General features: G+C 67.5%; 10 protein-coding genes. 6 read left to right on the forward strand and 4 right to left on the reverse strand.

What is annotated here, in order from left to right:
• Nucleotides 1-87: 87 nt before the first annotated feature.
• Entirely contained in the window at nucleotides 88-756 is a 669-nt protein-coding gene (locus LGN10_RS22520; RefSeq protein ID WP_226225078.1) for a TetR/AcrR family transcriptional regulator, read from the reverse strand.
• A gap of 118 nt (nucleotides 757-874) precedes the next feature.
• Here LGN10_RS22520 and LGN10_RS22525 point away from each other — a divergent pair, with 118 nt between their 5' ends.
• From LGN10_RS22525 to LGN10_RS22550, 6 genes are all read left to right on the forward strand, one after another.
• Nucleotides 875-2527: an acyl-CoA dehydrogenase family protein gene (locus tag LGN10_RS22525; RefSeq protein WP_226225080.1), complete on the forward strand. Its 1653-nt coding sequence runs from the start codon at nucleotides 875-877 to the stop codon at nucleotides 2525-2527.
• A gap of 50 nt (nucleotides 2528-2577) precedes the next feature.
• Nucleotides 2578-4086 (forward strand): class I adenylate-forming enzyme family protein, encoded by a 1509-nt coding sequence (locus tag LGN10_RS22530; RefSeq protein WP_226225082.1) that lies wholly within the window; start codon nucleotides 2578-2580, stop codon nucleotides 4084-4086.
• Between the two features lie 170 nt (nucleotides 4087-4256).
• Nucleotides 4257-4916: a PAAR domain-containing protein gene (locus tag LGN10_RS22535; protein ID WP_089464432.1), complete on the forward strand. Its 660-nt coding sequence runs from the start codon at nucleotides 4257-4259 to the stop codon at nucleotides 4914-4916.
• Between the two features lie 10 nt (nucleotides 4917-4926).
• Nucleotides 4927-5472, forward strand: a complete 546-nt coding sequence (locus LGN10_RS22540; RefSeq protein WP_089464431.1) for a hypothetical protein — start codon at nucleotides 4927-4929, stop codon at nucleotides 5470-5472.
• Between the two features lie 4 nt (nucleotides 5473-5476).
• Nucleotides 5477-6145, forward strand: coding sequence for a M35 family metallo-endopeptidase (locus LGN10_RS22545; RefSeq protein ID WP_226225083.1), 669 nt, complete (start codon nucleotides 5477-5479; stop codon nucleotides 6143-6145).
• A complete protein-coding gene (locus tag LGN10_RS22550) occupies nucleotides 6138-6548 on the forward strand; it encodes a hypothetical protein (RefSeq protein WP_089464429.1) in 411 nt (136 codons plus the stop codon). The genes LGN10_RS22545 and LGN10_RS22550 overlap by 8 nt, the downstream gene beginning before the upstream one ends.
• Nucleotides 6549-6761: 213 nt before the next feature.
• On the opposite strand, the gene LGN10_RS22555 is transcribed toward LGN10_RS22550, so the two are convergent.
• From LGN10_RS22555 to LGN10_RS22565, 3 genes are all read right to left on the reverse strand, one after another.
• Nucleotides 6762-7901 (reverse strand): branched-chain amino acid ABC transporter substrate-binding protein, encoded by a 1140-nt coding sequence (locus tag LGN10_RS22555; RefSeq protein ID WP_089464428.1) that lies wholly within the window; start codon nucleotides 7899-7901, stop codon nucleotides 6762-6764.
• Between the two features lie 84 nt (nucleotides 7902-7985).
• Complete coding sequence (gene putA, locus LGN10_RS22560) at nucleotides 7986-11918, reverse strand: trifunctional transcriptional regulator/proline dehydrogenase/L-glutamate gamma-semialdehyde dehydrogenase (RefSeq protein ID WP_060310235.1); 3933 nt, start codon at nucleotides 11916-11918, stop codon at nucleotides 7986-7988.
• A 403-nt stretch (nucleotides 11919-12321) separates the two neighbouring features.
• Nucleotides 12322-14583 (reverse strand): primosomal protein N', encoded by a 2262-nt coding sequence (locus LGN10_RS22565; protein WP_226225084.1) that lies wholly within the window; start codon nucleotides 14581-14583, stop codon nucleotides 12322-12324.
• Nucleotides 14584-14904: the final 321 nt, after the last annotated feature.

Genomic DNA, 14904 nt, shown 5'->3' on the forward strand with positions numbered 1-14904 from the left:
TTTCTCATGGCTCGCCGGGAAAAGCACGCAACGGCACGGCCGGCTCGACGGGCCGACATGCAAATCCGGCATTTTCCCTATGAAAGGCTAGGCGTCGGCCGCCGCGAGATACGCGAGCAGCACGGCCCGCAGTTCGCGGCGTTGCGCGGCGAAATCGAGCGCGGGCCCGAGCGTCAGCAGCGCCTGCGACAGCCCGCCGTAACAGATCGTCTGGGCCATCCGCGCGATCCCGTCGAGCCGTTCGGCCGGCGGCGGATCGGCCGCGTGCGCGAGCGCATCGCGCCACAGCGCGACATAGGCGTCGTAATGCCGGCGATACGCGGCCAGCGGCGACACCTGCCGCTCCAGCGCGAACAGCGCACCCCAGAGCGCCGCGTCGGCGGCGACCGCATCGACCTGGAGGTCGACCAGCGCGGCGGCGAGCGCCGCCCGCGGCGCGCCGCGCAGCCGCTGCGCCGTGTCGCGCAGCCGGTCGGCCAGCGCCAGCACGCGGCGGTGGATACAGAGCGCCGCGAGGCTCTGCTTGTCGCCGAAATACTCGTAGAAGGTGCCGATGCTGACGCCCGCGACGGCCGCGATCTCGCGGATCGTCGCCTTCGCGTAGCCGCGTTCGAGCAAAAGCTGAACGAACGCCTGTTGCAGCGCGTCGGAGCTCGCCTGCGCGCGCGACTGGCGCGGCCGGCGGCGCAACGCGGGCGCGGGTTGCGCCGCCGGCGAGCCGGGCGGCGCCGGAACCTGAACATGTCGCGGCGGCATATTTGCTACTCTGAATTCAGCAGGGAACACGTTTTACCGGCAGCCGGAACCCGCGCCGAAGCGCCTTGCGCGGCACGACGCCGGCTGACCGCGAAGCACGAGACCGGAGACAACCGCGATGACCGACCCGACTCACGCCGTCACGAACCAGTTCGACGAACTCGTCGACTATAACCTCTTCGCGACGGATCTCGCGCTGCGCGACGCGCTCGTCCGGGCCGGCGCCGACTGGGCCGTGCCGCAGCTCGACGCGTACGGCGCGCGGCTCGGCAGCGCCGACACCGCGCAACTCGCCGACGAAGCGAACCGGCACACACCGGAGCTGAACGCGTTCGACCGGCGCGGCCGGCGCATCGATCGCGTCGACTTCCACCCCGCCTGGCACGCGCTGCTCGGCCAGTACCGCCGCGAAGGCTTCGTGTCGCTCGCGTTCCGCGAGTCGCGCCGCGGCCGCTGGGCCGCGACGGCCGCCGGCTTCTATCTGCACGGCCAGATCGAGGCCGGCACGCTGTGCCCGGCGACGATGACGCAGGCCGCGATCCCCGTGCTGCAAAAGGAACCCGCGCTGTGGGACCTGCTGCGCGACAAGCTCTACAGCGACGATTACGATCCGCGCGACGTGCCGATCGCCGCCAAGCGCGCGATCTGGTTCGGCATGGGCATGACCGAGAAGCAGGGCGGCTCCGACGTGCGCGCGAACACGACGCTCGCCACGCCGGTCGGCGCGGGCGGGCGCGGCGGCGAATACCGGCTGCGCGGCCACAAGTGGTTCTTCTCCGCGCCGATGTGCGACGCGCACCTCGTCGTCGCGCGCACCGAAGCCGGCGGCCCGTCGTGCTTCTACGTGCCGCGCTGGCGGCCGGACGGCACGAAGAACGCGGTCGAGATCCAGCGGCTGAAGAACAAGGTCGGCAACCGCAGCAACTCGAGCAGCGAGATCGAGCTGAACGACGCGTGGGGAATCATGCTCGGCGACGAAGGCCGCGGCATTCCGACCATCATCGAGATGGCGACGTACACGCGGCTGAACTGCGTGCTCGGCAGCGCGGCGATGCTGCGCCAGGGCGTCGTGCAGGCGATCGCGTACACGCGCCAGCGCCATGCGTTCGGCCGCGCGCTCGCCGAGCAGCCGCTGATGCGCACCGTGCTCGCCGATCTCGCGCTCGAGAGCGAAGCGGCGCTGTCGCTCGCGATGCGGCTCGCCGACGCGTTCGAGCGCGACGACTCGCCGCGCGAACGCGCATGGAAACGGATCGTCACGCCCGCGGCGAAATTCTGGGTCTGCAAGCGCGCGGTCGAGCTGACCGGCGAGGTGATGGAAGTGTTCGGCGGCAACGGCTACGTCGACGACGGCCCGATCGCGCGCCTCTTCCGCGAGGCGCCCGTCAACTCGATCTGGGAAGGCTCGGGCAACGTGATGTGCCTCGACGTGCTGCGCGCGGTGTCGCGCGAGCCAGACGCGGCCGCCGCGCTGTTCGACGAACTGGCCGACCTCGGTGCGGGTGAACCGCGCATTCGCGCGGCGCTCGACGCGCTGCGCGCGATGCTCGCCGCCCCGGCCGACACGCTCGAAGCGTCGGGCCGCGTGTTCGCGCAACGGCTCGCGCTCGTCGCGCAGGCGTGCCTGCTGCGTCGCGATGCGCCGGCGGCGGTCGCCGACGCGTTCGTCGCGACGCGGCTCGCGGCGCCCGACTGGGGACGCATCGCGGGCGGCTTCGATCCGCATGCGATCGACGTCGCCGCGCTGCTGCAGCGCGCGTACCCGGCCTGACGCCGGCCCCTTCACCCGAATTCGCGGCCGTTCGCCCGCCCGGAGCCTCGATGAATCTCGTCGCCGCCCTCGACCGCGCCGCCCGTGCGACGCCCGACAAACCGTTCCTCGTCAGCGAATCCGCGACGATCACGTATGCGGCCGCGCGCGAGCGTTCGCACCGCGCGGCGGCCGTGCTGAGCGCGCTCGGCGTCGCGGCCGGCGACCGCGTCGCCGCGATGTGCTCCAACACGCCGGCCTTCGTCGACCTGATGTTCGGCGCATGGCGGCTCGGCGCGGCGTTCGTGCCGATCAACCACAAGCTGCAGGCGCCGGAAGTCGACTACGTGCTCGAACACAGCCGCAGCACCGCGCTGCTGTTCGACGTGGCGCTCGCGCCGGTGGTCGAGCGCGTCGTGCATCCGGCGCGGCGGCTCGTGACCGAGGGCGAGCTCGACGGCGTGCCGAACTTCGACACGATGTGCGCGACGATGGACGGCCTGGCGGGCATCGAGCCGGCCGACGGCGACATCGCGCAGATCCTCTACACGTCCGGCACGACCGGCCGCCCGAAGGGTTGCGTGCACAGTCATCGCACGGTGACGCTCGCGGCGATGCAGGCGGCGCTCGCGACCGGCATCGGCCGTGACGAACGCACGTTGATGGCGATGCCGATCTGGCATTCGTCGCCGCTGAACAACTGGTTCGGCGGCACGCTGTATGCGGGCGGCACCGTCGTGCTGCTGCGCGAATACCATCCGCTGCGCTTCCTGCAGACCGTCGAGCGCGAGCGCGTGACGCTGTATTTCGGCGCGCCGGTGTCGTACACGCTGCCGCTCGACACGATCGACGGCTTCGCGGCGTTCGACCTGTCCAGCGTGCGCGCGTGGCTGTACGGCGGCGGTCCGATCGGCGCCGCGCAGGCCGAACGGCTTGCCCGTGCGTATCGCAGTCACGCGTTCTTTCAGGTGTACGGAATGACGGAAGCGGGGCCCGCCGGCACGACGCTGTATCCGGACGAGCAGATCGCGAAGGCCGGCTCGATAGGCCGCCACGGCGGCCCGGGCGTCGACCTGAGGGTGGTGCGGATGGACGGCGTCGATGCGCGGCCGGGCGAGACCGGCGAGATCTGGTTGAAGGCCGACAGCATGATGCTCGGCTATCTCGACGACGCGGCCGCCACGCACGCCGCATTCGCGCCGGGCGGCTGGTATCGCACCGGCGACATCGCGCGGATCGATCAGGATCGCTATCTGTTCATCGTCGACCGGCTGAAGGACATGATCGTCACCGGCGGCGAGAACGTCTATTCGAAGGAAGTGGAGGACGTGCTCGGCGCGCATCCGGACATCGTGGAAGCGGCCGTCGTCGGCGTTCCGCATCCGGACTGGGGCGAGACGGTCGTCGCGCACGTCGTGATGCGGGCGAACGCCGCGCCCGATGCGGATGCGCTGCGCACGTTCTGCGGCGAGCGGCTCGCGGCGTACAAGATCCCGCGCGAATTCACGTTCGTGCAGGCGCTGCCGCGCACGCCGACGGGCAAGTTGCAGAAGTTCTTGCTGCGCGGGCGCAGGGACTGAGCATCCGCGATTGAGCTAGCGCATTCGCGCGCGCGGTCAATGCAACAGGCCGAACGGAACAAGTAATAGAAGTTAACAGCTCTGAATCATATTCGTCCGATTGATCGACGTTTCTTATCTGGAATAGCGTCTATAGGCAGCCATTCCATTTACTGAGACAGGGAAGCCGGATGAAAAACGAACCCAAAGCACCGACCCATCTTTTCGCCACCGTTGGCGCACTCACGGAACGCGGTGGACGCATCACCACCGCAACCAGTGGCCTGACCCTGGCTGGATTGGAAGTCGCCTGCGTCGGCGACGTAGTGGCCTATGACGACGGCAGCGAAGCCTCGATTATCGACGGCGCGGGAAACAACCATAGCGGAGGCAAGCCGTTCGCGCTGGTCGGCAGCCGGTTGAGCAACGGTGACCGCATTACCGAAACGCTGCGCACCTCATGGGGCATTCACGTGCGGGATGGGCAAAGCGTTGCGGGCCTGTTCGATCCGACCTATGTGCCTCCACCCGCGCCGCCCACCTACAGACTGGCGGTACGTGGCGCGACAACAGCGCGCGGCGGTGCATTGCGCGAGCCGTCCAGCACATGGGAAGTAGCGCCGCACTTGGGCAAAGCTGCCACGGTGGGCGACCTGATCCACTATCCGGACGGTTCAACCGCGCGCGTCACGACCGGTCTGGGTCTGGCCGACGGGCCCGGCTTCGCGCCGCTCGCATTCGTTGGCAGCGAACTCGATAACGGCGACACGATCACCGATAGTCCCGAGCGACAAGGCGTAGCGTCGTCCGTTGTATTCAGCGTCGTCACCTGCTCATCTATGCCCCGCTGAGGTAGCGCCGATGATCCGCTACTTTCTTGCTAAAGGCGACCGCGCCGGGGAGGCGGTGATTGTCGAAGGCCTCGACACCGTGACTTGTTCCAATCCGCCGCCGAGGGTTCATATCGCCACGCTCGATATGAAGACCTACTGTTCGGCCTGCAAGCGTGAAGGGTACATCGCACCGCAAGGGCCGCGTCGGCCCGGTACCGGCCCAAACGGCAAACAGTGGGCATTGAGCGGCGATATCAATGTCTGCGGATGCAACCCACCGCCGGTCTTCTACGCTGAGCGCGGCATGCGGATGACTTTTACTGCGGGAGAGGCAGCGACGCTGACTGGGCGCCAACCGGATGCAACCAAGCGGTCATTTGCTCGGTCGGCTGTCGTACACGACGAGCAATTCACCTTGCTCGATGGCTACCGCCGCCCGCTCGCGAGCATCCGCTACCGAATCGTTACCGACACCGGGCAGATTTTCACGGGCACCACGGACGCGGCCGGGCAAACACATCGAATCGCCACCGATGCCTCGGCAACTCTGAAAATCTATACGACGGAACATTGAGGCAATGAAGAATTTTGATATGAATGACGGCGGAGAATGGTTCCTCGTGCACTCAGGTGCAGTCACCAATACCAATCCTGGGTCGATGGTGGAAGTAACGATCAATACCGAAAAAATATGTCACAACATGACAAACAAGGAATTTCGGGAAATGGTATTGAGTAAACGCGATCGGGCCGTTTCTCTCGTCGAAAAAAGAATCAAGGATTTGCAACGTTGGTCCAACGCTGACAAGGCACGCGTATTACAGTGGTTCGGTAGAACTGACGAAGGTACCCGCGCAACACTATTAATAGGCCTGAACGCAATCGTCCGCGTACTAAAGACACTCACAGGATACAATTTCACGCGATGGGATAGCGAGCGATTCAAACATATTGGATGCGTTCCAAATCCGAACAAATCAGGAGTCGCGGCCTCAGTGTGTTCGCCGGATACCGCAACTCATACGATTTCAATACATCTCGACTTTTGTACAATGCGAGATTTCTCATGGGAAAAAGATTCCGTAGTTTCCACTCTGATTCACGAGGTTAGTCATTTCGACGACACAATGGGAACCAAGGATCACAGATATTTCATGGAGGAGTGTCTGACGTTTGGAGCCGAAAATCCGAATCGAGCAATCAACAATGCCGACAGCATTGCAGGGTACGTCATTTACAATGCTTAAGTTTATTGTCTGTCTAAGCCTTCTCACCTCCAATCCGGCATTCGCATGCATCGCCAGCGAGAACTTCGACATCTATTTTTCGAGAGACAGCTCGTACATATCGAACTCGGAGATCGTTCGCATTGCAAAATGGGTAGCCGATCAAAAACTCAATTATGCAAATCACCTAACCAAGGAAACGACACTGATCAGCGGCCATGCCGAGGAAAGTGAACCGGCAGCACTGGCCCTTGCGCAATCGAGATTGCAAACCGCGTATGCGCTGTTGGAGCAACTCGGTTTTTTGCGCGGGACCATCAACAAGAGTACCAGCGTCTATTCGCAGCGCGACGTGGACAATGGGCGGCGTGTGGAAATTTCCTTCCTGCCCGATTGCCCTAACAAGTGCTGCGACGGCAAGTAGCGTCACAATGCCGCCGATCACGGCGACGCGGTATGGACGTACGCATGCGGCGATCCTGCTGCACCGCGGCCTGCAAGATCCCTATGCCCTGCCGGCCGTGGGCCACCAAAGAAAAAGCCACCGGACCCAACGGCCCGGTGGCTTTTTCGCATGAATCGCGGAACGACGCATCGCGCCGCCGCCCGCGCGTCACATCACATCACATCGAGCTGCTTACTTCCCGCCGATGCTCTTCAGCGGCTTCCAGTCGCCCTTCTCGACCTTGTACATCGTGATGCCGCCGTTCTTCAGGTCGCCCTTCGCGTCGTACGCGACGTGCGTCGACGTGACGCCGGCCATGTCGGTCTTCGCGAGCACCGGCAGGTACTTCGCCGGATCGGTCGAATCGGCCTTCTTCATCGCGTTCAGCATCGCCATCGCGCCGTCGTACGCGTACGGCGAGTACGTCTGCACGTCTTCGCCGAAACGCTTCTTGTACTTGTCGGCGTAAGCCTTGCCGCCCGGCATTTCTTCCAGCGGCAGCCCGGCCAGCGAGGCGATCGTGCCTTCGGCCGCGTTGCCCGCGATCTTCAGGAACGTCGGCGTCTTCACCATTTCGCCGCTCATCAGCGGGGCGGTGATGCCGAGCGCCTTCATCTGCTTGACCATCGGCGCTGCCTGCGAATCCGCACCGCCGTAGTAGACGAGGTCCGGCTTCGCCGCCTTCAGCTTCGTCAGAATCGCCTTGAAGTCGACAGCCTTGTCGTTCGTGAATTCACGGTCGACGATCGTCGCGCCGCCGGCTTTCGCGGCCTTCTCGAACTGGTCGGCGAGACCCTGGCCGTAGGCCGTGCGGTCGTCGACGATCGCGATCTTCTTCATGCCGAGATCCTTCGATGCGAACGCGCCGGCCACCGAGCCCTGCTGCGTGTCGGACGTCATCATGCGGAAGGTCGTCTTGTAGCCTTGCTGCGTGTATTCCGGCGCCGTCGCCATCGCGATTTCCGGAATGCCCGCGTTCGCGTAGATGCGCGAGGCGGGAATCGTCGTGCCCGAGTTGAAGTGGCCGAGCATGCCCTTGATGCCGTCGTCGACGAGCTTCTGCGCGACCGTCGTGCCCGTGCGCGGGTCAGCCTGGTCGTCCTGCGTGCTCAGCACGAACTTCACCGGCTTGCCGCCGATCTTCGGGTTCGTCGCGTTGAAGTCTTCCAGCGCGAGCACGATCCCGTTCTGCATATCCTTGCCGTAGTGCGCCTGCGCGCCCGTCATCGGCCCTGCGTAACCGATCTTCACGTCATCCGCATGGGCCGTCCCCGCCAGCGACATGACCGCGACGAACGTCGCGCCTGCCACCTTTTTCATCGTGTGTTGCATAGCATCTCCTTGGTACCAGGGTAAATGAAGCAGCTTCGGGATCGCCTTGCCGCTTCCTTTGTTTGATCCGAACGGCAAGGATGATCAGCCGATCGTCATCAAATTCGCATTGCCGCCCGCCGCGGCCGTATTCACGCTCACCGAGCGCTCCGTCAGGAGCCGTTCGAGCGCGTAGTCTTCCGCATCGCCGTTCTCGAACGCGCCCGCCGACACGCCCTGCACCGACACGATCGGGCCCGGCCGCTGCGCGACGTCCTTCACGAGCGTCTGCAGCTCGTCGCTGTCGCCCTCGAACAGCACCGCGTCGAACGGCGCGTCGGCCTGCTTGCGCACGGCCGCGTGCGCCTTCAGCGACGCCGGCAGCGCGGCCGCCAGCGCCTCGCCCGCCGCGCCGGCGAACAGCGCGCGGTTGCCCGTCGCCAGCACCGCCGCGAACTGCGCACGCGCGCCGCCCGGCGTCGCCGCGACACACAGCACCGTGCCGCGCGGGCCGAGTGTATACGTGTTTCGCTCGCCCGTCGGCCCGCTCAGCACGGCGGTCGCGCCGGCCGGAACCTGTGCGAGGTAGCCGTCGCAGCGTGCGGCCAGCGCCGGCTCGCGCTGCTCGATCAGCCAGTCGCGCAGCGTCGCGAGCGCCGCCGCCGGGTTGCCGCGCGCATCGCTTTCGGTCGCGCCGTCCGCCACCAGCGACTGCGCGAGCGAGCGCGGCAGGCCCGACGGACGCGTCGCGAGCAGGCGCTGCAGGTACAGCGCGCCGCCGGCCTTCGGGCCCGTGCCCGACAGCCCTTCGCCGCCGAACGGCTGCACGCCGACCACCGCGCCGATCACGTTGCGGTTCACGTAGATGTTGCCCACGTGCGCATTCGAGATCACGTGCGCGATCGTCTCGTCGATCCGCGTGTGGATGCCGAGCGTCAGCCCGTAGCCCGTCGCGCGGATCTGCTCGAGCAACTTGTCGAGCTGGCTGCGGCGGTAGCGCACCACGTGCAGCACGGGGCCGAACACTTCACGCTTGAGCTCGTCGATGCTGCCGATCTCGATCAGCGTCGGCGGCACGAAGGTGCCGTGCGCGCACGCGTCGGGCATCGGCAGTTGCGTGACCGCATGGCCCTTGTCCTTCATCGCCGCGACGTGCGCGTCGATCGTCTGCTTCGCTTCGGCGTCGATCACCGGGCCGACGTCGGTCGACAGGCGGTCGGGGTTGCCGAGCGACAGCTCGTGCATCGCGCCCTTGAGCATCGTCAGCGTGCGGTCCGCGACGTCGTCCTGCAGACACAGAACACGCAGCGCCGAACACCGTTGACCGGCCGAGTCGAACGACGACTGCATCACGTCCGCGACGACCTGCTCCGCGAGCGCCGACGAGTCTACGATCATCGCGTTCTGGCCGCCCGTCTCCGCGATCAGCGGAATCGGCTTGCCGTCCGGGTCGAGGCGCGCGGCGAGCGTCTTGTTGATCAGGCGCGCGACTTCGGTCGAGCCCGTGAACATCACCGCCCGCGTGCGCGGATCGGCGACCAGCGCCGCGCCGACGGTCTCGCCGGTGCCCGGCAGCAGTTGCACCGCGCCGGCCGGCACGCCGGCCTCGCGCAGCAGCCGCACGGCCTGCGCGGCGATCAGCGGCGTCTGTTCGGCCGGCTTCGCGAGCACCGTGTTGCCGGCGGCGAGCGCCGCGGCCACCTGGCCCATGAAGATCGCGAGCGGGAAGTTCCACGGGCTGATGCAGACCACGGGGCCGAGCGGACGGTGCGTGTCGTTCGAGAATTCGCCGCGGATCTGCGCCGCGTAGTAGCGCAGGAAGTCGACCGCTTCGCGGATCTCGGCGATCGCGTTCGGCAACGACTTGCCGGCTTCGCGCACGATCAGGCCCATCAGCGTGTGCATCTGCGCTTCGAGCAGGTCGGCCGCGCGCACCAGGCAATCGGCGCGCGCATCGACCGGCGTCGCCTGCCAGATCGGCGCGGCGGCCACCGCGTGCGCGAGCGCCGCGCTCACGTGTTCGGCCGTCGCTTCGCTGACCGTGCCGACCACGTCGCGCTGGTCGGCCGGGTTGCGCACGTCGCGCGCCGGTGCGTCGGCGAGCGCGTCGTCGGCGAGCATCGGCGCCGCGCGCCACGGATGATGCGCGCTCGCGAGCAGCGCGGACGACAGCGACGCGAGACGGTGTTCGTTCGACAGGTCGAGGCCCATCGAATTGGGACGCTCGTCGCCGTACAGGTTGCGCGGCAGCGGGATCTTCGCGTGCGGCGCGCCGAGCGGCACGACCTTCGACGCTTCATCGACCGGGTCGGCGACCAGTTCCTTCACCGACACCGTTTTATCGGCGATGCGGTTCACGAACGACGTGTTCGCGCCGTTTTCCAGCAGGCGGCGCACCAGGTACGCGAGCAGCGTCTCGTGCGTGCCGACCGGCGCGTACACGCGGCACGGGCGGTTCAGCTTGTCGCGGCCCGTGACTTCCTCGTACAGCGGCTCGCCCATCCCGTGCAGGCACTGGAATTCGTACTGGCCCGGGTAGTAGTTCTGGCCGGCCAGGTGATAGATCGCGGCCAGCGTGTACGCGTTGTGCGTCGCGAACTGCGGGTAGACCGCGTCGGGCGCCGCGAGCAGCTTCTTCGCGCACGCGAGGTACGACACGTCGGTGTAGATCTTGCGCGTATAGACCGGATAGCCTTCGAGGCCGTCGACCTGCGCGCGCTTGATTTCGGTATCCCAGTACGCGCCCTTCACGAGGCGGATCATCAGGCGGTGGCGGCTGCGGCGCGCGAGATCGATCAGGTAGTCGATCACGAACGGGCAGCGCTTCTGGTAGCCCTGCACGACGAAGCCGATGCCGTTCCAGCCCGCGAGCTCCGGATCGAAGCACAGCGCCTCGAGCAGGTCGAGCGACAGTTCGAGCCGGTCGGCTTCTTCCGCGTCGATGTTCAGGCCGATGTCGTAGCGGCGCGCGAGCAGCGCGAGCGCGCGCACGCGCGGCAGCAGCTCGCTCATCGTGCGGTCCTGCTGCGAGCGCGAGTAGCGCGCGTGCAGCGCCGACAGCTTGATCGAGATGCCCGGGCCTTCGTAGATGCCGCGGCCGCCGGCCGCCTTGCCGATCGCGTGGATCGCCTGTTCGTACGACGCGTAGTAGCGCTGCGCGTCCTCTTCGGTCGTCGCCGCTTCGCCGAGCATGTCGTACGAGTAGCGGAAGCCGCGCGCTTCGTACTTGCGGCTGTTCGCGAGCGCTTCGGAAATCGTCTCGCCGGTGACGAACTGCTCGCCCATCAGGCGCATCGCCATGTCGACGCCCTTGCGGATCAGCGGCTCGCCGCCGCGGCCGATCAGGCGCGTGAGCGCCGACGACAGCCCCGCTTCGCTGTTGGTCGTCACGAGCTTGCCGGTGATCATCAGCCCCCAGGTGGCCGCGTTCACGAACAGCGACGGCGCGTGGCCGACGTGCGAGCGCCAGTCGCCCTTGCTGATCTTGTCGCGGATCAGCGCGTCGCGCGTCGCGCGATCGGGAATGCGCAGCAGCGCTTCGGCGAGGCACATCAGCGCGACGCCTTCCTGGCTCGACAGCGAGAACTCGTGGATCAGCCCTTCGACGCCGCCGCCCGAGCTTTTCTCGCGCAGCGCCTCGACCAGCTTCGTCGCGAGCGTCTGCACGTCCGCCTGCAGGTTCGCGGGCAAGCGCGCCTGGCCGAGCAGGAACGGCACGCACTCCGGTTCCGGGCGGCGGTACGCGGCCGTGATCGCCGCGCGCAGCACCGATTGCGGCTGCACGTTCTGCGCGAACTCGAGGAACGGATGCGGCGAGTTGTCGTCGTCGCCGTCCGCGGACTGACCGTCGGCGAGCTCCGTCACGCCGCTGTGGCCCGACAGCTCGGGCGGCAACTGGCCGTGCTCGATCCGCTCCAGATACGCGAAGATCGCCTGCTTGATCAGCCAGTGGGGAGTGCGCTCGAGACGCGCGGCGGCGTCCTTGAGGCGCGAGCGAAGAAGGTCGTCGACCTTGACGCCGAGAGTCGTGCTTGCCATGGTGGGTTCGTGCGCCGGTGCGAGCCCGGCAGTGTGGTGTAAGAGGATGCGCGAAATCCTACGGCACGCAATAAAAAGGTGCAACCAAATAAAGAGATGGGTTGCACCCATAAGTTAGTCAATATAATCAGCCACTTATGCGGTTGCAACCTAGGGGTTGCCCGTGGTCCGGGGATCGGTATTTTCCCTGATCGGGCCGGTTCGGCACCCGTGTGCAACCTTCGGCATGCGCGAAAGCGGCCGAAAGCAGGTTGCACTGGATGAGGTGACGTGCCGCGGCGCCCGCGTTGGGCACGCGTTGGGCACGCGTTGGGAACGCGCTGGAGACGTTCGGGGCGGCGCCGCGCGGCCCACGCTTGGGGTATCGGACACCGCGTCGCGCGATGGTCGCGCGGCGCGTCGCTCAGATATCCAGCGGATCGACCTCGACGCTCCACCGCAGCACGCCCTTCAGCGCGCGCAGTTCCGGCTGCCAGGCGCGCAGCGCATGCTGCAGCGCCGCCCGCGACGCACTTTCGAGCAGCAGCTGCGCGCGATGGACGTTCGCGACCTTCACGATCGTCATCGGCACCGCGTCGTACACGGTCACGCGATCCGCGCCCGGCAGCCCCGGCAACGCAGCCGCGGCCTGCAGCAGGAACGCGAGCACCGCATCGAGCGTGCGCCCTTCGGCGCGCAGCAGCGCCTGGTAGACGAACGGCGGCAGATGCGCGTCGCGGCGCTCGCCGAGCGTCGAATTCGCGAAGCCGACGTAGTCCTGCCGCCCGAGCGCGTGGTACAGCGCGTGACGCGGGTAGCGCGTCTGCACCATCACTTCGCCCGGCAGCCCGGCGCGCCCCGCGCGGCCGCTCACCTGCATCAGCTGCGCGAACAGCCGCTCGCTCGCGCGGAAGTCGTGCGAGAACAGCGCGGTATCGGCGTTGAGCACGCCGACGAGCGACACGCGCTGGAAGTCGTGCCCCTTCGCGATCATCTGCGTGCCGACCAGGATGTCGACCTCGCCCGCGTGCACGTCGGAAAAGAGCGCCTGCGCGCTGCCCTTGCGGCGCGTGCTGTCCGCGTCGATCCGCAGGATCCGCGCGCCCGGCACGGCTTCGGCGAGCGTCTCCTCGATGCGCTGCGTGCCGCGCCCGAGCGGCGCGATGTCGACGTTCCCGCACTCGGGGCACGACCGCGGAATGCGCGCTTCCCAGCCGCAGTGATGGCAGCGCAGCGCGTGCTCGGGCTTGTGCAGCACGACGTACGCGCTGCAGCGCGGGCAGCCGGCCACCCAGCCGCATGCGTCGCACGCGAGCTGCGGCGCGTAACCGCGCCGGTTCAGGAACACGAGGCTCTGTTCGCCGCGTTCGAGCCGCGCCTTCAGCGCCGCGACGAGCGGCCCCGACAGCCCGCCCATCGACGCGCGCCCGCGCCGCCGCTCCTCTTCGAGATCGATCAGCCGCACGGTCGGCAGCGTGGCGTCGGCCACCGCGCGGCGCGACAGCGTGAGCCGCGTGTAGCGCCCCTGCTCGGCCTGCCACCAGCTTTCGAGCGACGGCGTGGCCGAGCCGAGCACGACGGTGATGCCGAGGTGCTTCGCGCGCCACACGGCCAGGTCGCGCGCCGAATAGCGCAGCCCTTCCTGCTGCTTGTACGCGGGCTCGTGTTCCTCGTCGACGACGATCAGCGCGAGCGTCGGCATCGACGCGAGCACCGCGAGGCGCGTGCCGAGCACGATCCGCGCGCGGCCCGTGTGCGCGGCGAGCCAGTTGCGCGCGCGCTCGCCTTCGGCAAGCCCGCTGTGCAGCGTGACGATCGCGTCGTCGGCGAGCGCGCCCGCGAAGCGCGCGCGAAACGCGGCCTCGAATTGCGGCGTCAGGTTGATTTCGGGCACGAGCACGAGCGCCTGCGCGTCCGGCCGCGCGTCGAGCAGCGACGCGAGCGCGTGCAGGTAGACCTCGGTCTTGCCGCTGCCCGTCACGCCGTGCAGCAGGAACGGCGCGAAGCCCTGCGCCGCGCGGATCGCGTCGAGCGCCTCGGCCTGCTGGTCCGTCAACGCCGGCGGCACAGCCCGTCCACTGCTTGTCGACAGGTTATCCACAGGGTTGACCACAGGCGCATCGGCCCAGCCGATCTCCTCGACGTCGACCCAGCCGCGCGCCGCCCAGTCGTCGAGCGTCGCGGCCGCCTTCGGATGCAGCGCGCGCGCGTCGGGCAGCGTCAGCGAGCCGGTGTCGACCAGCGCCTGCGCGAGCCGGCGCAGCGCGGCGCCGCGCGCGGGCAACGCATCGGGCAGCGCCGCGCGGCCGGCTTCGGTCGGCCGGTAGCGCACTTCCGGCGCGAGCAGCCGCCCCCAGCGCCCGGCGTCGCGCAGCGCCTGCGGCAGCGCCGGCAACGCGACCTCGCCACGCCCGCGCTGATAGTAGTCGGCGGCGAACGACACGAGCGCGAGCCAGTCCGCCGACAGCGGCGGCAGGTCGGCACAGATCGCATCGACCGCGCGCAGCCGCGATGGCGGCACATCGGTGTGAGTGGTGACTTCGCAGACGAGCCCGACGGCCTGCCGCTTGCCGAACGGCACCTGCACCAGCGTGCCGGGCACGGGCGCGGGCTGCACGTCGCAGCGGTAGTCGAAGAGGGTAGCGAGCGGATGGTCGAGCGCCACGCGCAGGTAGGTGCCGCTCATCGACACGCTCCCGCGGCGGCGACACGCAGGGGACGGACGACGTGCACCCGCGCCCGCATCGCGACGGCGAACTTAAAGTAAAACTTCAGATTCGGCGCTAAGTTTTGGATTCGCATTAGGAATCGCCGTATACCCTGCCCAGCCTGTGGATAACTTTGTTGAGAACTCGCCGCTCAACAGCCGCAACGCGCGCAGGGCCGTGCTTTTCGCTGTTTTCCGCCGCTTCCGGCCGTGTCCCGCGAAGCCTTATTCCATAAGGCTGCTATTCAAATTACCCAACCATAGCGAGACAAATTGACCGATACGGGGCTCTACCGCGCT

The organism is Burkholderia sp. AU32262 (assembly GCF_020419985.1).
GTDB lineage: Bacteria > Pseudomonadota > Gammaproteobacteria > Burkholderiales > Burkholderiaceae > Burkholderia > Burkholderia semiarida.